Here is a 19,329-nt window from a genome sequence, read left to right as displayed (position 1 = left end):
GCCGGGTCCAGCTCGACATCCCGGCCGCCCTGGCGTACGGCGACAAGCCGAGCGGCGGGCAGCCGGCCGGCGCGCTGCGTTTCGTCGTCGATGTCCTGTCGGCGGCCTGACCCCGGTCACCGGCCGGAAACGACGGGCCCGCGAGGGCCGCACGAGCGCGCCGAGCCGGTCGCTGCGCGTGGTCAGGCGGTCCGGTACCAGTCGTCGAGGTCAGCGGCGTAGCTTTCGGCGTCGTAGGACTCCTCCAACTCGGCGATGTCGGCGAGGATCTCCTGGGCCTCATCGGTGCCCAGCGCCGTGAGGTACTGCTTCGTCCGGGGCGATGCGCAGGCCGTGGGCGGCCAGGTACTCGTCGGCGTCTCGTTCGTGCTGGCCGTAGACGTCCATCTCCATACGCCCGTTGTAGCAGGGCCGGCCAGGCCGGGCCTGCCGGGCGCTGTTCGGGCACCCCCGCGGTGTCGTTGTGGGACCCGGCTGCCCCGGCGATCGGCTATGCCGAGGTCGGCACGTCGCCGACCGGAAGTCGTACGCAGACGACGGTGCCGGTCGGCTCGTTGTCGGTGAGGCGGATGGTGCCCTGATGCAACGCGATGATGGTCCGGGCGAGGCTGAGCCCGAGGCCGCTGCCGGTGGTGCCGTGGTGGCGCACGTTGCTGCCGCGGAAGAAACGGTCGAAGACCCGGGCGCGTTCCGTCGTGGGTGTGCCGATGCCGGTGTCGGCGACACACACCTGCACGGTGTCGTCGTCGAGGGTCAGGCTGACGTGCACGTCACCGCCGGACGGGCTGTATTTGACCGCGTTGGACAGCAGGTCGTCGAGGACCTGCCGCAACCGCGGGGCGTCGCCGCGCAGAAGCGCCCGGGAAGGCAACTCGGCGCATAGTCGCACGCCGGTGTCGGCGGCGTGGGGCTGTGCGGCGGCGATTGCCGCGGTAACGGTCTCGACCAGGTCGAACACCTCGGTGGTCAGGGCCACGTGCCCGGACTCCAGGCCGGCCAGGTCGAGCAGGGTCTCGACGATCTTCTGCAGCAGCCCGGTGTTGCGGGCGATGGTCTGCACCATCTGCCGGTGGTCGTCGTCCAGGCTGTCGCTGTCTTCGGCGAGGATGCCGGCGTTGGCCGCGATCGAGGTCAGTGGCGTACGCATCTCGTGACCGACGAGGGCGATGAAGTCGTCCTGGGCGCGGGTGAGTTGCCGGGCGAGTTCCTCGGCGTGGCGCAGCGCGACGTAGACGCCGATCTGTGCGGCGACACCGTCGAGCAGGACGGTGAGCAGATCCTCGTGCCGTTCCGGGGCATCGGCGTAACAGGTGAGGACCCCGAGCAGGGTGCCACCGTCGCGGACCGGGACCGCGAGCACCGTGCGGATGCCGTTGCGCACGCAGACCTCGACGCGGGACTCCTCGTAGGCGCTGGTCAGTTGCGGGCTGTGGGCGATATCGGGCACCCACATCGCCTGGCCGGTCGCCCAGACGCGGCCGGTGATGCCGGTGCCGTATCGGGGGGTGTGGCCGAAGAACCCGTCGGGGTCGATGCCCGTCGTGTGCCAGTGCCCGACCGGGCGGAGGGTGTCGGTCAGTTCGTCGATCAGGAACAGCTCGGCACACGGCCAGTTCAGCGCGGTGGTGACCGCTTCGAGGATGGCAGGGGCCGCCTCGGTCGCTGACCGGGCGGCTTTCAGGGCCTCATCGACAGCGCGGTGGCAGGCCCGGAACCGCTCGGTACGGCGCAGACTGGTGACTTCGTGAGCGACCGCGACCGCACCGAGGCGCTGGCCGCCGTTGCCGGTGATCAGTTGTGCGGTGCAGGCGAACGTGCGCAGCCGGTGACCCGGACGGCGAACGACCACGTCCGCGCCCTCGACGTGTTCGCCGTGCCAGGCCCGCATCAGCGGCGTCCGCTCCCAGGGCAGCGGCCGCAGGTCGGTGTCGAGCAGCGCGTTCGCCGCGGACGCGGGCAGATCCTCCGGGATGTCGCCGTCCAGCGGCAGGCCCCGCACCTTTCGGATCGCCTTGTTCATCACCACGACGCGGCCCGTGGTGTCGCAGGCGATCACCCCGACGTCGAGGCTCTCCAGCAGGGCGGCCAGGAAGTTCTGGTGGCGTTCGGCAGTGGCCTCGGCGGCCGCCTGTGCCGACAGATCGGTGAGGAAAGCGCAGGCCAGGGCACCGGAGGCGCCCCGTACCACCGATAGGGAGACGTTCGCCGGCAGGCGGTGGCCGTCGCGGTGACACAGGTTGACCTGCCGGGTGACCGGTCGGTCCGGGGCCGCGGCGAACAGCCGGTCGATGGCCGCGCTGATCGGCTGGCCGTCGTAATCGGGCAGCAACTGGTCCTGCAGGGGCCGGCCACAGACCTCGGCGGCGGTGAAGCCGAGCAGGTCCCGGGCGGCGCGGTTGAAGCCGACGACCACCCCGTCGGGGTTCACCGCCAGGAACGCTTCCTGCACGCTGTCCAGCAGGGCCGCGCTGTCGAGTCCCTCGACGCCGGGTGTGGTCGCCGCGGTGGGGGGCGGCCGCAGCACCTCGGCGATCTCCAGCAGGGCGGTGAGCTGGTCGTCGTTCCACTGCCGGACGACGGTGTCGACGACCGTCAGCGAACCCACCGGCCGGCCCGCGTTGTCGCGCACCGGCACGGCGAGGAAGGCCCGGACGCCGAACTCGGTGGTCAACAGGTGCTCGCACAACTCGGCGGAGTCGCGCCGCATATCGCCGGACGATATCGGGTGGTCCTGGCTGACGACGTATTTGCACAGCGAGTACGCCAGCGGGGCCCGCCGCGGCTCCCGGAACGGCTCGGGAAGCCCGTGGACGCCGACGAAGTACTCCTCCTGGTCGTCCACCAGGGTCACCGTCGCTATCGGCGCGCTGGTCAGACGAGCCGCCATCTGGGCGATCGCATCCAACGGGATCGCCTGGGCAGGCAGGACACGGCGGGCACGCGCTACCGCCGCCAACCGCTCCGGGTCACTGAGAACTGCCTCGTTGAGAAATGCCATGACTCGCCGTCTTCGTTAACGCGACAAGAGTGTAGTTCTCGCCTGATTGATGGAAGATCATCCAGATTGGATCCGTTATGAGCAAGTATGACGCGGCGATTTCCGGAAAGGATTCTGTCCTACGCTCCGACAGAGTGAGGCCGGAATACGCAGGGACCAGCTTCAGCATGCGCTTCGGCGCTCAGCCGTGAGATCTGTTTCCGGGGCCACGTCACGTGGCCACCGCGCGGCCGGACGGGCCTATCGGGGTGGCGGCGCGGTGCTCGCCCGCCGGACCAGAGAAGGAGCGACCAGCACGGTGCCCGGCCCGGACGGGCCACCCCGGATGTCGCCGAGCAACAGTTCCACACAGCGCCTGCCGACCTCGGAGAAGTTCTGATGCATCGTCGTGAGCGGTGGCAGGAACGCGGCGGCGTCGGGGATGTCGTCGAAACCGACGACGCTCACGTCGTGCGGCACTCGCCGGCCGCGTTCGTGCAGCGCCCGCAGCACGCCCAGCGCCATCTGGTCGTTGGCGGCGAAGACGGCCGTGCAGCCCGGCTCGTCCGCGAGGCGCCGGCCGGCCTGGTAACCGGACAGCGTCGACCAGTCGCCGCGTTCGGCGGGCGGCGGCATGATGCCGGCCTCTCTCATCACGTCCCGCCAGGCCCGGGTGCGAAGTTCGCCGGCGTACGACTCGGCCGGGCCGGTCACGTGCCACACCGTCCGGTGGCCGAGGTCCAGCAGATGGCGGACCGCCTGCGTGGCCCCGCCACGCTGATCCGTGTCGATGACGGGGTAGTCGGCGTCGCTGCGGGACCCGACGGACACCACCCGCGTTCCCCGCGGCAGCGTGAGGTTCGCGGCGTCGAAGCGGGGCGCGTCCATGATGACGATGCCGTCGACCGCGAGCTCGTCGAGCGTGGCCGCCGCCACCGGGATCAAGGTGACGGAGTATCCCTCCAGCGCCGCCTCCTCCGCGATCGCCTCGGCCGTGCGGCTGTTGGCGAAGGTGGTGAGCGTGGGCATGACGACACCGATGGCGTGGAACCTGCCGCGTCTGAGCGCGCGAGCCGCGATGTTCGGCCGGTACCCGAGATCGTGCATGGCGTCGAGAACTTGCCGGCGTGTCGACGCGGCGACGCCGGGGTGACCGGTGGAGACCCGGGAGACGGTCTGCGAGGAGACTCCGGCGCGCCGCGCCACATCGGCCATCGAGACGCCGCCCGGCAGGCGGTCCCGGCGGGCGGCCTCGGTCATCGGTGTCGCCTGACGCGCGCCGCTCCCGGCCGGGTGAGCGCCCCCGGAACCTCCCGGCGCCCGGCGGATCGAGCGCCCGGCCATGCTGGACGGTGGCAGCGGAGACTCGTAGGACCGGATTTCAACGCGGACTCCAGCGGCTCATCGGGGCGGATTGCGTCGGCGGGCGGCGGCACGGACCCCATCATGTCATCGACCGACATCGAGGCGCCTCTGTCGTGGTCACGACAGCGGACCACCCGCGCGGGTCGTAACACGGTTCGACGCTCACCGAATGACGGGACGCGGCCGTACGCTCGGATCCGTCCCCGACGACCTCGCCCGTGTGGAGATGCCGATGAGCGTTCTGAAGGCCCTGTGAAGGCAACCCGTGCTCCGCACGTCCGCGCCGGCGAGACCCCTGTGCACCACTCACCCGCCGACCACACCGGCGCCAACCCCGATCCTGGCGTACGGGTGGAGCGAACGAGCCGTCAGGTGAGCGACCGGACCGTCGCCGACGTGGTCGGTGAAACGCTCGCCAATCTCGGCGCGGACCTGGTGTTCGGGGTCGTGGGCAGGGGAAACTTCCACGTCACCAATGCTCTGGTCGCGCACGGGGCGCGGTTCGTGGCCACCCGGCACGAGGGTGGCGCGGCCACCGCGGCCGACGCCTACGCAAGGGTCAGCGGCAAGCCCGGGGTGGTCACGGTGCATCAGGGTGGTGGCCTGACCAATGCGATGACCGGCATCGCGGAGGCGGCGAAGAGCCGTACCCCGATGATCGTTCTGGCGGCCGAGCCGGCGGCCGCGCCGCGCTCGAACGTCCGCGTCGACCAGGACGCGCTGGCCCGCGCGGTCGGTGCGGTCGCCGAGCGGGTGCACGGCCCGGCGACGGCCGTCGCCGACACCGCCCGCGCGTGGCGGACCGCGGTGGGCGAGAGGCGCACCGTCGTGCTCCATCTGCCGGTGGACGTGCAGGCCGCGATCGCCGAGCCGGCCGATCTACCGCCAGCGCCGGCGGTGCAGCCGCCGCGCGCCTCCGACGACGCCGTGACCGCTCTGGCTCATCTGCTGAAGGGCGCGGAGCGGCCGGTGTTCATCGCCGGCCGCGGCGCGCTGGCGGCCCGCGCGGAGCTCATCGAACTGGCGGAGGCGTGCGGCGCGCTCCTGGCGACGTCGGCCGCGGCCAAGGGCCTGTTCGCTGGCAGCGACTGGAACCTGGACGTTTCCGGCGGTTTCGCCACCCCGCTGGCCGCCGAGCTGATCCGCGCCGCGGACGTGGTGATCGCCTGGGGCGCCTCGCTGAACATGTGGACGAGCCGGCACGGCCGGTTGATCGCCCCCGAGGCGGCCGTGGCACAGGTCGACCTCGAGGCGTCCGCCCTCGGCGCCCAGCACCGCGTCGACCTGGGCATCTGCGGCGATGTGCGGCTCACCGCGGTCGCCGTCACCGCCGCCCTCACGGCCGGCGGCACCGGCGCCGACACGGGCGCGCGGACCGACGGGGTCCGCGCGAAACTGCGCGACCGGGGCCGCTGGCGCGACGTCGCCTACTCCGACGACGGCGACGGCGACGACACCCGCATCGACCCGCGCACCCTGAGCATCGCCCTGGACGATCTGCTGCCGGCGCAGCGGGTGGTAGCGGTCGACTCGGGCAACTTCATGGGCTACCCGTCGATGTTCCTGTCCGTTCCTGATCATCAGGGCTTCTGTTTCACCCAGGCGTTCCAGGCGGTCGGGCTGGGTCTGGCCAGCGCCCTGGGCGCCGCGCTCGCGAGCCCCGGCCGGCTGGCGGTGGCGGCGTGCGGCGACGGTGGCTTCCTGATGGGCATCGCCGAACTGGACACCATTCGCCGCGTGAGTCCCGGCACGCTCATCGTGATCTACAACGACGAGGCGTACGGCGCGGAGGTGCACCATTTCGGCCCGTCCGGGCACCCGCTGTCCACGGTGACCTTTCCGCAGACGGATCTCGCCGCGATCGCCCGGGGCCACGGCTGCGCGGCGGTCACCGTGCGCGGGCCCGAAGACCTGGGCCCGGTCCGGGCGTGGCTGGCCGGCCCCCGGGACACCCCGATGGTCATCGACGCGAAGGTCACCACCGGACGCCCGTCCTGGTGGCTGGAGGAGGCGTTCCGCTGACACCGACGGTGGCCGTCGCCGCCCTCTTCACACTCCGGCCGTAGGCCGCCGGCTTCGCAGTATTGCGAATACCGCCGCGCCGCGCCCGCGAGCAGCCTCGTGAGTACAAGTCCGGCCGCCCGGCAGAGGGCGCCGGTTCGATCTCACGAGGGAGAAGAGGAAGTGCCCGAGCAACCATTGGACCCGGAGGGTCTGCGGCGGCTGGCCCGCAATCTGCTCAACGTTCCGGCCGACTTCACCAGTCAGAAGACGAAGGGCCCGGTCAACCCGATTCGGGTGCCGGCCGAGACCCGCACCCTGCTGGAGGCGGCCCGCACCGCCCTGTTGCGGCGCATCGTCGATTCGCCGGACTACGCCCGCGAGTTCAACGAGGCTGTGCAGCGGATGGACCGCGGCGCGCTGCTCACACTCGGCGAGAGCGCCGCGCGCTCCTCGGACGACGTGGAGGTGAAGGTCGTCGACATCGACAATGACTTCTGGTGCGTCTTCAGCTTCTGCGCGTTCGGTTTCTGCGCCAGCATCGGATTCGGGTGGTGACGGCCATGCGTGCAGCCAAGGCAACGGCCGTCCTCACGGCCGGCGTGCTGTCGCTTGCCCTGGCCGGCGCTCCGGCCGCCGCGGCGGGCCACGACCCGGCGCAGCGCCCGGAGACCGCCTCGGTGTCGGTGGCGCCGGAAGCACAGTGGCACTACGTCAACACGTACTTCTCGTTCGACAAGTGCGTGACCGCTCGCGATGACTTCCGTGAGGTGGGCATCTGGGCCGAGTGCTTCCTGCGGAACGACGGCGCCAGGTACGAACTGTGGACCTGGTGGTGACCGGCAGGGCCTGACCGGTGTGCCGTCCGCTGCCCCACCGGCGGCGGACGGCACGTCACATGGGCGACACAACCGCCGCTCAGTCACGTAGAGGACTGCGCCGCCGGCCTTCGCGCGGTCCGATGGCCGCATGAATTCGCCTACCAACGCGGATCTGCGCCGGCTGCTGGACCTGTCCACGGCGTTCCACGACTGCGCGCCGGAACAGCCCGGCGAACTGCCCGCGCCGCTCCTCGCCGGAATGGGCGCCCTGCTGGGCGGCGAGGCCGCGTCCTGGGTCAGGGTGGATCAGGTCGAGGCGCGGCTGCTGCACTCCACCACCGTCCCGAGCGAGTCGAACCTCATCGGTGTCCCGTCGTTCCATCAGGTCTTCACCCAGCACCCGGGCTTCGCGGCGTTCCGCGACGGCCGCCTGCGGCCCCGCGAGCCCCTCTCCTGGTCGGACGTCATCAGCTCGCGCGAATTGCGGCGTCTGCCGCTGTACGCCGACTTCTTCCACGCCCGCGGCACCCGCGATCAACTGCTCTGCATCGTTCAGCTGAACCGGCGGCACGGCACCCTGCTGGCCTTCAACCGGTCACGGCGCGGGTTCACCGACCGGGATCGCACGGTCGCGCGCCTGCTGGCGGCCCAGCTCGCCCCCACCCTGCGGTACCGGGCGGAGATCGCCCGGCTGCACGGCGCCCTGCACGCGGCCGGCCGTCACACCGACCGGCTCCAGCAGGCCGCGGGAAGACTGCGGCTGCTGACCCCGCGCGAACGTCAGGTCGTCACCCATCTGGTGGCGGGGCTGAGCGACCGCGACATCGCTCGCCGGCTGTCGGTGAGCGAGCGGACCGTGCACAAGCACCTGGAACAGGTCTACCGGAAGTTGGGTGTGCACGCCCGTACCCAGGTCATGGCCATGCTCGGATAGATCTCGCCGGAGTTGGAAGAAGTCCGCGGGCGTCGGCCTGACTACGATGAGATCGTGTCACCGGATGATCATTTGAACGCGCGGGCCCGTTACCTCGACGAGCGGGCACGGGAATTGGACAGCCGGGAACGACTGCTGGACGCGCGAGAGCGACGGTTGGCCGAACGCGAAGCCGACCTGACCACTCGCGCACAGGCGGTCCAGGCGCACGAGCGCACCATCGTCGAGTTGCAGGTCGCCGCCCAGGAGCGCGAGCGCATCGCCGACGAGCGGGAGGCGATCGCCGACTCCCGCGAGGCGAACGCCGGCATCCGGGAGCGATCGCTCAACGAACGTGACGCGCGGCGCGACTATGAGCTGCGCGAGCGTGACCCGGTCGAGCAGATCGAGGGCGCTTTCGGGCGTGAGGTCGCCCGGCTCGACCGCAGTGACGCCTTCCTGGAGCGGTCCCGCGCGGCGGTCCAGCGCGCCCAGTCCCGCCTCGACGTACTGCGTGCCGCACGTCAGCCACAGCAGCCGTCACCGCCGACGCGGCCGCCGTCACCGCCGCAGCCGCCGTCGCCGCCGCAGCCGTCGCCGTCGCCGTCGCCGTCTGATGAGGATGACGGGCCGCCAGCCCGCTGACATGGTCGGCGGGCCGGCGGGCTCGAACGGACGTCACGAGGCGAAGGCTTTCACCTCCAGCAGTCCGACGGAGGCGGCGCCGCTGGTCAGCGCGACCCGTAGCCGGGTGGTGCTGACCGGTCCGAAGGTGACCGTGTTGTACTGGTTCGCCGCGAGCGGATAGCCGCTCGCGGACGGCACGTCGACGTAGGCGGCGCCGTTCCAGTACTGGATCTTCCACGACGCCGGCATATCGATGCCCTGGCCGTCGTCGAAGAAGTAGACCTGGACGGACCGCGGGCTCTGCGCCGACGGCCAGGTCAGCTCGGCCCACTGCTGGCCCTGGTTGGGCCAGGTCCCCCAGCGTGGGTTGACCGTGTCGTTGGACGATGGCGGGTCGATGGCGTCGTTGAGCGCCGCGACGCTCTCCCACGCCGAGGTGTAGGAGGCGCTCGGCGTGGCCGAGGTGGCCAGGTTCGGGTTCGGGTCGGGTGGCACGGTGCCCTGGCCGTAGAGCTTCACCTCGGTCAGCCCGGTCTTCCCCGCCCCGGACGGCTGGGTGAACTGGATCCGCAGCCGCGCGGTGCTGACCGGGGTGAAGGTGACCCGGTTGACGTTGGACTGCGGTGTGCCCGGCGACTTGACCTGGGAGGCGGCGTTGACCCAGGCCGAGCCGTTCCAGTACTGCACGGTGTAGGCCGTCGGCGGCCGGTACCGGTTGCCGGCCCGGTCGTTGCGGAAGTAGATCCAGGCCTCGCCGACCGTACGGGTGGAGCCGAGGTTGACCTCGAACCAGTCGGTGGCGTTGGGGCTGCCGAAGCTGCCCCACAGCGGCGCGTTGGTGGGCAGCCCGTCGACGGCACCGGCCGCCGACGTGCCGGAGGTGGTGTACGACGCCGACGCCGTCGCGCCCGCGGCCAGGTTGGGGCGGGTCGAGGTCAGATCGACGCCGGCCTTGGCGAAGACGTCCGCCACCCGGGCGCTGTTCTGCGTCACGTTCTGCGGCGCCTGCAGCGAGCCGAACGCGGTGCTGGCGGCGACCGTGCCGGTGGTGGTGACCGCCCCGGTCGCCGGGTTGTAGGTGAACGGCACGAGCTGGTTGACGGTCGCCACCCGTGTCCCGTTCAGGAAGATCGAGTAGCCCTGCGGCACCCCGGCGTACCGGGTCACGCCGTCGGCCGGGTCGTCCCAGACCACGGACAGGTCGGCGTTGCGGTAGCGCAGGTTGTTGACCGCGAAGTGGGACCAGCCGATGTTGATCGGCGACAGTTCGATCTGGGTGTCGTTGCGCGGCCGCAGCCCGGCGACGTCCTCGATGACGGTCCAGTTGCTGCTGCCGAGGATGTTGTGGTGGATCCATGACCGGTAGGTGATGGCGCTGCCGTTCCAGTCGGCCCAGAACTCGTTGGCGTCCGGCCAGGCCGTGTTGCCGTCGACGTACTGCGCGTAGGCGTTCCAGTAGAGCAGCTTCTTGTAGTCCTCGTTGTTCATCCACGAGTTGGGGTAGTTGCGCAGCACCTGGGAGTAGAGCCGGAACTGCACCGTCGAGTTGATCGTGGAGAAGTTGTTGCTGCCCGGGTTCCCGGCAGCGGCCGCGGCGGCCTTGTCGCGCTGGTTGGCGGTGTAGAACGGGAAGATCGGATAGTCGGCCGGGTCGGCGAACAGCCGCAGCGCCTCCCGGTGCTGCGCGGTGTTCGGCATCATCCCGACCGCGTACGGGTAGTAGTTGTTGATCTCCTTCCATGGCACGTGCGTGTTGGTCGACACGTGCTTGTGCTCCAGCAGCTGGCGAGACGGGTTCCACAGGGTGTTGACGACGCCGTTGCGGATCCGGTCGGCCAGCGTCTGCATCTCGGTGGCCTTCGCCGTGTTGCCGAGCAGCGTGTAGGCGTCGCGGGCGGCGTTGGCGGCACTCCACACGTACGCGGTCTCGGCCCGGTCCAGGTTGCCGGCCCGCCAGTGGAACGACACGGCGTCGGCGTCGTTGCCGGTCATCGCGCCCCAGTCGTACTCGATGACGCCGTTGTTGTTGGTGTCGTAGGTGGCGAGCTGGCCCTTGGCGTCACCCTCGGCGTAGCGGGCGAAGTTGGTCAGCATGGCCGGCTGCCCGCCGTGGATCTGGTAGGCCCGCCACGCCGCCTCGGCGATGTACTGGGTGTACGAGTTCGACCAGTTCTCCGGGTCGCCGGGGTTGTCGACGAAGCGGCCGTTCGCCGAGTACTGCCCGACCGCCAGGTACGGCGCGTAGGAGTACTCCGCGCCACGCAGATACTTCAGGTCGTCGATGTGCATCGGCTGGGTGAGCGCGATCGCGTTGTTGTAGCCGGTCACGCCCTCGATCGACTGCGGGAACTGGAAATCCTGGCCGGGGATGTCGGCGTCGAGGTGGTTGAACCGCATCAGCCACCAGCGGTAGTAGATGTTCTTCTTGATCGCCGCGTCCGGCACGTCGATGTAGGGCACGTTGTCGGCCCACCACCGGTTGTAGTCGCGGACGTGCGTGGCGAACGCGTCGGCGGCGCTGCGGGCACGGTAGGCGTCGTACTCGGCACGCGACGCGGGGATCTCCTCGGTCACCATGCCGAGCTGGACCTTGACGGTGACCGTCTGCCCGGCCGCGACCGTGACCGATCGGCTGAGGCCACCGCTCGCGGCGGTGAACCCGTCGCCGGAGAGCCGCGGGTAGAGTGTCGTCAGGTTGTTCTTGACCGCCCGCGTCCCGGTCAGCTCGGCGCCGCTGACGGTGGTCGCGTAGGGCGACGTGGCGTTCAGCGTGAGCGTCGTGGACGAGGCGCCGGTGTTGACGACCGCGACGTTGGTGACCAGCACATTGTTGTGGGTGATGAACTTGGTGACGTCGAGCCGGACCGCTCCGCCGGTGTGCACGCTGCGCCAGTGGCTCGGCGTCTGCCGGCGCTGCGCGGGCTGCTCGGTGAAGGCACCCGAGGACGCCGTGATCGCGTAGGCGTTCTGGCTGGAGATGTTGTCCCAGTAGGCCGCGTTGCCGCCGAAACCGATCACCGCCGGGTTGTGCGTGTACATGAACGCCGCGCGCCCGCGCGACATCAGCCACGGGCCGGCCGGGTCGTTGCCGGCGCGGGCGAGCAGCCGGTCCATCCAGAAGTCGGTGCCGGACGCCTCCGCGTCGTAGATGGCCCGCATCGTGTCCCCGGTCGAGTAACCGACCGGCGGCGCGGGGATCGAGCCGGCGCCGGTGAAGGTGGGGTAGCCGATGGGTTGCGCCGCGAGCGCCGGCTTCGCCGGGCCCAGGAACCCCAGAATCAAGATCAAAACGGTGAGGTACGCCAGGCGCCGCCTCATGACCGGCTTCACGGAGCTCCCGAACGCCCGGAACAACGTCACCCTCGCCGAGTCGGCCGCGCGCCGGTAGGGCCCGCGCTGGTAGGCCCCGCGCAGGTAGGCCCCGCGCAGGTAGGCCCCGCGCTGGTCGCCCCCGCGCTGGTCGCCCCCGCGCTGGTCGCCCCCGCGCTGGTCGCCCCCGCGCTGGTCGCCCTCGCGCTGGTAGTGCCCGCCGCTCCGCCTCATGACTGGAAGGCCTTCCACTCGAGGACACCGGTGGAATTGCCGCTGCGTGACGTGATCCGCAGCCGCAGCCGCGTCGTGTTGATTGGCGTGTTGAACGTATTGACGTTGTCAACATTGACGTTGACGCCACATGTTGACTGCACTGGAGCGGGTACATATGTACTGCCGTTCCAGTACTGCAGTTGACATGACGCCGGCAAGTCGATGCCCTGGTTGTCGTCGAACCAGTACACCGAACTGCTGTTGATCGACCGTGCCGTCGGCCATGTGTACTCGATCCACTGGACGCCCTGCTGCGGCCAGTTGCCGTAGGCGAGATTCGACCGGTCCTGTGAGTTGACCGGCGTCCCGCCGTTGTTGACCGCCGACAGGTTCTCCCACGGCGACACGTATGAGGTCGACACAGTCGCGGACGGTGCGATGTTGGCGCCACCGCCGCCACCGCCCGGATTCGGCGGCGGCCCGGTGGTCGTCTGAACGACCGGCCGGATCGTTCCGTCAGCGTTGAAGTAAAGCCGGTCCACCGCCACCGACCTGCGGAAATTACCGCCGCCGGGCGCGTTCGCGTTGTGGTAGACGATGTACCACTGCCCGTTGAACTCGACGATCCCGGCGTGGTTGGTGGTCGACGACACCTGTCCCAGCACGACGCCCCGGTGCGTCCACGGGCCGAGCGGGCTGGTCGCGGTCGCGTACCGCTGGCAGGCGTAGTTGGAGTTGGTGACGCAGCCATTGGTGTCGTTGGCGGCGTACATCATGTAGTAGAGGCCGTTGCGTTTGAACATCCACGGGGCCTCCCAGAAATCGGTGAGCCCCGTCGGGGTGACGACCGCGCCGACCGTGTCGATCATGTTGCTGGCCAGCCGGACGGCCCGCGGCCCCCAGTAGCCGCCCCAGTACATGTAGGCCTGGCCGTCGTCGTCGACGAACACGGTCGGGTCGATGTTGAGCCCGGACGAGTTCGGCGTGCTGTCGCTGATCAGCGGGCCGCCCTTGGCGTCGGTGAACGGGCCGAGCGGGCTGTCGCCGACGGCGACGCCGATGTTCATCCAGCCCGGGCCGTTGCCGTTGACCGACGTGTACCAGTAGTACTTCCCGTTGCGCGGCTCGACCTCGCCAGCCCAGGCGTCGGCGCCGGCCCACGGGAACGTGGCGATGTCGGCGCGGGCGCCGTGGTGGGTCCAGTTCGCCGCGTCGGTCGAGGAGAGCACGTGCCACTCGCGCATCGCGAAGTTGCCGCCCCCGGTGGGGGCCTCGTCCCGGCCCGCGTAGACGTACAGGGTGCTACCGACGACGAGCGGCGCCGGGTCCGCGGTGTAGATGCTGATGATGATCGGGTTCGCGGCCTGCGCCGGTGCGGCGACCGCTATGGCGGCGACAGCGGTGACCAGCGCGGAGAACATCGCGGTGGACCGTCTTCTCGTGGACATCTGACTCCTTCCTTCGTGGAAACAGGGGCCTTGCCGGAGTGAGAACAGGGGCCGTGCCGGAACAGGACCCCACCGGAGCGAGGCCCCCGGCACGGGCCGAGCCGGAACGGGAACGGGACAGGGCTGGAACGGAGCAGGACTTTCCGGAACACGGGCCCCGCGAGAACCGGTGCCCTACTGGCCGGTGGCGTGCAACTGCGCGATCTCGGCCGCGGACAGCGCCCGCCCGTGGACCCGGAAGCTGTCGACGGCCGCGGCCAGATAGGGATCACCGGCGTACTGGGAACGGCCGATCCAGTTCTGGCCGGTGACACCGAGCGCGGACGGCCGTACCGTCAGCGCGGTGTTGCGGGCGACCTCGGAGCCGTTGACGTAGAGCACCCCGAGGTTGCCGGTGTGGGTGACGGCGACGTGCGTCCACGCGCCGGCCGGCAGCGCGGCGGGGGCGTCGATGCGCTGCTCGGCCCCGGCTCCGCCGCTGGTGATGGCGTACCGCGCGGTGCCGGAGCCGCTGCGCGGGGTGAGGAACATGTTGGCCCCGGTGCCGCTGCCGAAGTCGAAGATCCGGGTCCAGGTGGTGGCGGCGTCGAGACGCACCCAGGTGGCGATCGTGAACGCGGTGGCGCCGGCCAGGATGCCGGCGGGCAGGCTGACATACCCGCTGCCGCCGTTGAGCAGGACCGCGCTGCCGTTGCGCCCCGCGGTGCGGGTGGCCCCGCCGGCGAGGACGCCGTTCCAGCCGTTGCCGGTGGCGTCGATCGCCACCGTCCCGGACGGCTCGTCGAACGGGTAACGGGCCTCGGTCGCGACGGTGGCGGCGACGTTCCAGTAGACGGAGTACCGCTGGCCGTGGGTCTTGTAGAACGGCCGGAGCAGCACCGATCCGGCCGTGTACTCCAGCGGTGTGGTCGTCGCCCACAGCGAGGACGGGTCGAGGGTGGGCAGGGCGCTGAGGTTGGTGGCGCCGAACTGGCCGGCCAGCACGATCGGCCCGTGCCGGACCGCGCGGACGGCCGGGTTGTCGGGCGCCGGTTCCAGGCTCAGTGCCATCGGCAGGCTGATGTCGACGGTGTCACCACCGGCCCAGGTGCGGTTGATCGTCAGATAGCTGCCGGGCGCGGGTGTGCCGGTGAGGATGCCGTTGACCTTGATCTGGGCCCCGCTGGTCCAGGCCGGGATGCGGATCCGCAGGTCGATGGCCCCGGAGCCGGTGATGGTCAGCCGCGAGGTGCTGGTCTCCGGATAGGCGGTGTCCTGGCGGACGGTGATGCCCCGGCCGGGCCAGGTCAAGGTGGACGCGACGAACAGGTTGACGTACAACGTGGTGCCGTTGTGGAAGTAGATGCTGTCGCCGAACTTGGTGCCGGTCTCCATGCCGGTGCCGTGACAGCAGGTGAAGTTGTCGTAGTCGTTGCTGTATGTCTTGATGCCGCCGGCCCGCAGCGGCACGTAGTAGCAGTGATGGCCGTGCGCCGAGTTCGGGTTCTGCGCCCCGAGCAGGTGGTTGTAGAGCGCCTTCTCGTAGAAGTCCATGAGTTCGGCGGCGCGGCCCGGGTCGGTGAAGAACAACTGCCGGGTCAACTTCACCATGTTGTACGAGTTACAGCACTCGCAGGTGGTGTCGGAGAGTTCGCTCGCGATCCGGTTCGGGGCCTGGAAGTACTCGCCGTTGGAGTTGCCGCCGATCGCGTACGAGTGCTGGCGTGTCACGAAGTTCCAGAAGTTGACCGCGATGTCGCGGTACCGGGTGTCGCCGGTGGCGTGGAACCCGCGGATCGCCCCGATCGCCTTCGGGATCTGCGTGTTGGCGTGGAACCCGGCCAGCGCGTCCACGTTGCTCGCCAGCGGGTCGAGCACCTGGGCGTGGTCGAAGTACTGGGCGGTGAACAGGTGCACCGGGTCTTCGGTGAGCTGGTACAGGTTGAACAGCGTCTCGCCGATGCCGCCGAACTCGACCCGCAACAGTTGCTGGCGTTGCGTGTGGGTGAGCCGGCCGTTGCGGGCCTGCACCCAGGCGGCCTTGCGCAGCAGAACGGTGAGCGCCTGGTTGTTGCCGGTGAGCTGGTGCCAGTCGAGCAGGCCCTGCACGATCTTGTGAAGTGTGTAGTAGGGCGCCCACACCTGCTGGCCGGTCTCCAGCCGGTCGATGAAGCTCTCCGGGTACGCCGACAGGTATCCGTTCGGCCGCTGACAGAGCGCGAGCTGAGCGACCAGGTGGTCGCCCTTGGTCTTGAACGCCGCCTCTCCGGTGCTCGCCCATGCCTGGGCCAGCGCGGTGAGGACGTGGCCGAGGGAGTGGCCGCGCAGTTCGGTGGACGGTGACTCCCAGCCGCCGCACGGTGTCGCCGACGACGGCAGACCGGCGGTCACCCGGAACATGTGCAGCAGCCGGTCGGGGTCGAGGAACCGCAGGTAGGCGTGGGTTCGGGCGGCGTTGTCGGCGAACGGGCCGGCGCCCAGGCGGACAGCGGCGAGGGGGAACGCGTACGCCGTGACGCCGATGTCCGGGCGGGCGGCGTGGACCGCGCCGCCCGGCACGACAGCGCCCACGGCACCGGCGGCGCCGGCGATCAGGACGGTACGACGGTGGAAACGCATGGAGACACCTCCGCGATCGACATACCTCGATGCTTGAGCGGAGACCACACCCGGAGTAAATCTCTGTTTCGTGAGCGTGTGGCCATCCGGGGCACTCCCCGCACGTCTACCCCCGTGGTGCGGCTCGCCTGCGGGCCACGCTGCCTTACGAAAACGTTTTCGGCAAGATGTTGAACTCGTTACGAACAGATTGCCGGACGTCGGGTTTCTTAGATGAAATTTAAGATCCTCTATCAGGGTGGCATCTAATGTGGATTGCCAGGAAAGCCCAATTCCACGCAGAGGAGCATCTATTGTCTTCCCCCCGTATCGCCCGCATCGTCTGGCCGATGTTCCGCGTCGTCATCGGCCTGCTGTTCGCCTGCCACGGGCTCGCCGGCCTGTTCGGCCTCCTCGGCGGCAGCCGGGGCACCGGCGAGCCGATCCCCGTCGGCACTTGGCCCGGCTGGTACGCCGCCCTCATCCAGCTCGCCTGCGGAGCTCTCGTCCTGCTCGGCCTCGCCACCCGCCCGGCCGCGATCCTCGCCTCCGGATCGATGGCCTACGCCTACTTCGTCGTCCACCAGCCGGACGGCCTGACGCCGCTCGAGAACGGCGGCGTGAGCGCGGCCCTGTACGCCTGGGCGTTCCTGCTCATCGCCGCGGTCGGCGCCGGCCCCTGGTCGCTCGACGCGCTGATCAGCGGCCGCCGGCCGGGCTCCGCAGCGGTGACCACCGGCGACCGGATCAGCGAGCCGGCCGCCAGCAAGGTATGAGAGAAGTCCCGGCCACACAGGTGGCCGGGACTTGTCACGCCGCGACGCCCACCTCGCCCCGGGAAAGTGAAGCGCACCTCGGGAAGTGAGGCGACGCCCAGCGGTCACCCGGGAAGAGCCTCACGCCGCGACGTCCTCCTCCGCCCGGACCAGCGCGAGGATCTGCTCCGGCGCGACCGGGCGGGAGAACAGATAGCCCTGCCCCCGCTCTGAGCCCAGGTCGAGCAGTTCGGCCGCCTGCCGTTCGGTTTCGATGCCCTCGGCGACGGTGGTCAGCCGCAGGATCTGCGCCAGCCGGATGACGGCCTCGGCGATGGCCGCGCCCTCGGCGGTGCCGTCGAGCTGCGCGACGAAACTCCGGTCGATCTTCAGGACGTCCACCGGAAGGCGCGTCAGGTACTGCAACGACGAGTACCCGGTTCCGAAGTCGTCGATGGCGATGCGCACCCCCTCCGCCCGGAGCCGCCGCAACGCCGCGATCTCGACGGCCTCGTCGACCATCGCCGACTCGGTCACCTCGACCACCAGGCTCTCCGGCGGCGCACCGGCGCGCGCGAGCACGGCGAGCACGTCCCGGGCCAGTTGCGGCTCCCGCAGTTGCCGCGGCGAGACGTTGACCGTCACCGACAGCGGGAGGCCGGCCCGGCGCCACCGGGCCACCTCGTCGACCGCCTGCTCCAGCACCCAGCGGCCGATGCCGACGATCTCGCCGGAGCGTTCGGCGACCGGGATGAACGTGGCCGGTGGCACCGCCCCGAGCAGCGGGTGGTTCCAGCGCAACAGTGCCTCGGCCGCCACCACCCGCCCGCTCGCGAGGTCGACGATGGGCTGGTAGAGCACGGTGAACTCGGCACGCTGGAGCGCGCCCTCCAGAGCTTCGGCCAGGGCCGCGTCCGCCGCCCGCCGGTCGTTCATCGACGGCTCGTGGACGACGAAGGTCGCCGTCGCCGCGCGCGCCGCATGGTTCATGGCGATCTCGGCGTTGCGCAGCACCGTCTTGGCCGGCTCGCCGACGCGGGCCACGGCCACCCCGACACCGCACCGGACCTCCGCGTCCCCGGCCGCGGCGAGGATGCGCTGCGCCGCGACGGTCGCCTCGGCGGCCGTGCCCGCCTCACTCAGCAGCACCCCGAACGTGTCCGGGCCCAGCCGGGCGACGACGTCCTCGGACCGGACGCCGGCCCGGAGCAGCGCGGCCACGGCATGGGACGCGGCCGGGTCCGTGGCCACCGGCCCGGCCACCGAGATCGCCAGCACCGCGAACGGATCCCGCTCGCGGACCACCCGCGCCAGCGCCTCCTTCATGCCCGCCCGGTTGGCGAGCCCGGTCACCGGGTCCCGGCCGGCCAGCGCCCGGCTCGCGCGCAACGCCAGCCACTGCCGGAAGGCCACCGCGATGATCATGACCACGGTGGCGACAACGAGGCCGCTCCACCGCAGCCAGCCCGACACCGTCACGATCACCACGAGCAACAGGGCGACCCCGGTCACCAGGGCGGCCAGCGGCAGGTACGCCACCCAGCCGGGCGGGCCGGCGCGCCGCGCCCGGTCGGTGGTGCTGCCGACGCCGGAGGCCGACATCAGCGGCGACAGGGTGAGCAGCAGATGCGCCGACACCACGAGGACGCCGCCGAACGGACCGACCAGGCTCGCCGTCCCGCCGGGCAGGCCGACCGCCCAGTTGGTGTCGGCCAGGATCGCGAGCGCCATGCCGGCGACCAGAATCGTGATCGGATCCCGCCAGTGTCCGACCACACCGCGCAGCAGCATCGCGGCGATCGCCATGGCCAGCATCAGGTCGGCGATCGGCAGGCCGATCAGGATGAGCCACTCCTTGCCGGAACCGTCGCGCAGCAGGTCGGGGTCGAGGCCGACGAACCAGATCAGCATCACGGCGGCGGCGCCGATCGCCACCATCTCGGCCACGAACGCCTGCCGGTGCGGTCCGCTCAGGCGGAGCAGCGGGCCGATCAGCGTGGCCAGTCCGAGCAGGGCCATCCCACTGATGTGCGTCGCGACGGCGATCCACCACAGGAACGTGGGCCCACCCGCCAGCCAGCCCATGAGCGACACCGCGTTGCACACGCCGACGCCGCGCGCGACCGCCCCGATCCGGCAGGGCACCGCGTTGAGACCGAGGCGGGCCACCCGGGTCAGGTAGTACGCCCCGGCTCCGTCCAGGACCGCCAGCGACAGTCCGAGGATCACCGGGTACCAACCCGGATGCGCCCATGCCGCGACCTGCAGCGGCAGGAACGCGACGAGCGGCAGTAACACACGGCGAGGAACCCTCACTCTT

Annotated in this window: 12 protein-coding genes and 1 pseudogene; 7 read left to right on the top strand and 6 right to left on the bottom strand. The window is 70.6% G+C overall.

The genetic code is table 11. The annotated features are described in order from the left end of the window. Positions 1-110 (top strand): annotated as a pseudogene (locus QLQ12_RS44965) (FKBP-type peptidyl-prolyl cis-trans isomerase); the annotation flags it as partial. A gap of 380 nt (positions 111-490) precedes the next feature. Here QLQ12_RS44965 and QLQ12_RS44960 read toward each other — a convergent pair. Next, positions 491-2,998, bottom strand: coding sequence for a sensor histidine kinase (locus tag QLQ12_RS44960; RefSeq protein ID WP_282767217.1), 2,508 nt, complete (start codon positions 2,996-2,998; stop codon positions 491-493). 240 nt (positions 2,999-3,238) lie between these two features. Beyond that, positions 3,239-4,237, bottom strand: a complete 999-nt coding sequence (locus QLQ12_RS44955) for a LacI family DNA-binding transcriptional regulator (protein WP_282767216.1) — start codon at positions 4,235-4,237, stop codon at positions 3,239-3,241. A 477-nt stretch (positions 4,238-4,714) separates the two neighbouring features. Between QLQ12_RS44955 and QLQ12_RS44950 the strand changes: the two genes are divergently transcribed. From QLQ12_RS44950 to QLQ12_RS44930, 5 genes are all read left to right on the top strand, one after another. Then, on the top strand, positions 4,715-6,364 hold the full coding sequence (locus QLQ12_RS44950; RefSeq protein ID WP_282767215.1) for a thiamine pyrophosphate-binding protein: 1,650 nt from the start codon (positions 4,715-4,717) through the stop codon (positions 6,362-6,364). Positions 6,365-6,526: 162 nt separating this feature from the next. After that, the gene (locus QLQ12_RS44945; RefSeq protein ID WP_282767214.1) at positions 6,527-6,901 is read left to right on the top strand and encodes a hypothetical protein; all 375 of its coding nucleotides are present in this window, start codon (positions 6,527-6,529) and stop codon (positions 6,899-6,901) included. 5 nt (positions 6,902-6,906) lie between these two features. Further along, the gene (locus QLQ12_RS44940; RefSeq protein ID WP_282767213.1) at positions 6,907-7,182 is read left to right on the top strand and encodes a hypothetical protein; all 276 of its coding nucleotides are present in this window, start codon (positions 6,907-6,909) and stop codon (positions 7,180-7,182) included. A 130-nt stretch (positions 7,183-7,312) separates the two neighbouring features. Further along, entirely contained in the window at positions 7,313-8,098 is a 786-nt protein-coding gene (locus QLQ12_RS44935) for a helix-turn-helix transcriptional regulator (protein ID WP_282767212.1), read from the top strand. Positions 8,099-8,152: 54 nt separating this feature from the next. Next, positions 8,153-8,722, top strand: coding sequence for a hypothetical protein (locus QLQ12_RS44930; protein WP_282767211.1), 570 nt, complete (start codon positions 8,153-8,155; stop codon positions 8,720-8,722). A gap of 33 nt (positions 8,723-8,755) precedes the next feature. On the opposite strand, the gene QLQ12_RS44925 is transcribed toward QLQ12_RS44930, so the two are convergent. From QLQ12_RS44925 to QLQ12_RS44915, 3 genes are all read right to left on the bottom strand, one after another. Then, positions 8,756-12,247, bottom strand: coding sequence for a discoidin domain-containing protein (locus tag QLQ12_RS44925; protein ID WP_282767210.1), 3,492 nt, complete (start codon positions 12,245-12,247; stop codon positions 8,756-8,758). Further along, the gene (locus tag QLQ12_RS44920) at positions 12,244-13,677 is read right to left on the bottom strand and encodes a glycoside hydrolase family 43 protein (protein WP_282767209.1); all 1,434 of its coding nucleotides are present in this window, start codon (positions 13,675-13,677) and stop codon (positions 12,244-12,246) included. The genes QLQ12_RS44925 and QLQ12_RS44920 overlap by 4 nt, the downstream gene beginning before the upstream one ends. 174 nt (positions 13,678-13,851) lie before the next feature. Further along, positions 13,852-16,275: a glycoside hydrolase family 127 protein gene (locus QLQ12_RS44915; RefSeq protein WP_282767208.1), complete on the bottom strand. Its 2,424-nt coding sequence runs from the start codon at positions 16,273-16,275 to the stop codon at positions 13,852-13,854. Between the two features lie 293 nt (positions 16,276-16,568). Between QLQ12_RS44915 and QLQ12_RS44910 the strand changes: the two genes are divergently transcribed. Continuing rightward, positions 16,569-17,030, top strand: a complete 462-nt coding sequence (locus tag QLQ12_RS44910) for a DoxX family protein (RefSeq protein WP_407651708.1) — start codon at positions 16,569-16,571, stop codon at positions 17,028-17,030. A 120-nt stretch (positions 17,031-17,150) separates the two neighbouring features. Here QLQ12_RS44910 and QLQ12_RS44905 read toward each other — a convergent pair whose 3' ends face one another. Then, complete coding sequence (locus QLQ12_RS44905; protein ID WP_282767207.1) at positions 17,151-19,307, bottom strand: putative bifunctional diguanylate cyclase/phosphodiesterase; 2,157 nt, start codon at positions 19,305-19,307, stop codon at positions 17,151-17,153. Positions 19,308-19,329: the final 22 nt, after the last annotated feature.

This window comes from Actinoplanes sandaracinus, from assembly GCF_030009775.1.
GTDB classification, from domain to species: Bacteria; Actinomycetota; Actinomycetes; order Mycobacteriales; family Micromonosporaceae; genus Actinoplanes; species Actinoplanes sandaracinus.
This window is presented reverse-complemented; position numbering and strand designations above follow the sequence as displayed.

Bases quoted from the DNA above. Each gene is read 5' to 3' on its own strand.
- QLQ12_RS44960 (WP_282767217.1), bottom strand. From the start codon at position 2,998: ATGGCATTTCTCAACGAGGCAGTTCTCAGTGACCCGGAGCGGTTGGCG.
- QLQ12_RS44955 (WP_282767216.1), bottom strand. From the start codon at position 4,237: ATGACCGAGGCCGCCCGCCGGGACCGCCTGCCGGGCGGCGTCTCGATG.
- QLQ12_RS44940 (WP_282767213.1), top strand. From the start codon at position 6,907: ATGCGTGCAGCCAAGGCAACGGCCGTCCTCACGGCCGGCGTGCTGTCG.
- QLQ12_RS44935 (WP_282767212.1), top strand. From the start codon at position 7,313: ATGAATTCGCCTACCAACGCGGATCTGCGCCGGCTGCTGGACCTGTCC.
- QLQ12_RS44925 (WP_282767210.1), bottom strand. From the start codon at position 12,247: ATGAGGCGGAGCGGCGGGCACTACCAGCGCGAGGGCGACCAGCGCGGG.
- QLQ12_RS44920 (WP_282767209.1), bottom strand. From the start codon at position 13,677: ATGTCCACGAGAAGACGGTCCACCGCGATGTTCTCCGCGCTGGTCACC.
- QLQ12_RS44915 (WP_282767208.1), bottom strand. From the start codon at position 16,275: ATGCGTTTCCACCGTCGTACCGTCCTGATCGCCGGCGCCGCCGGTGCC.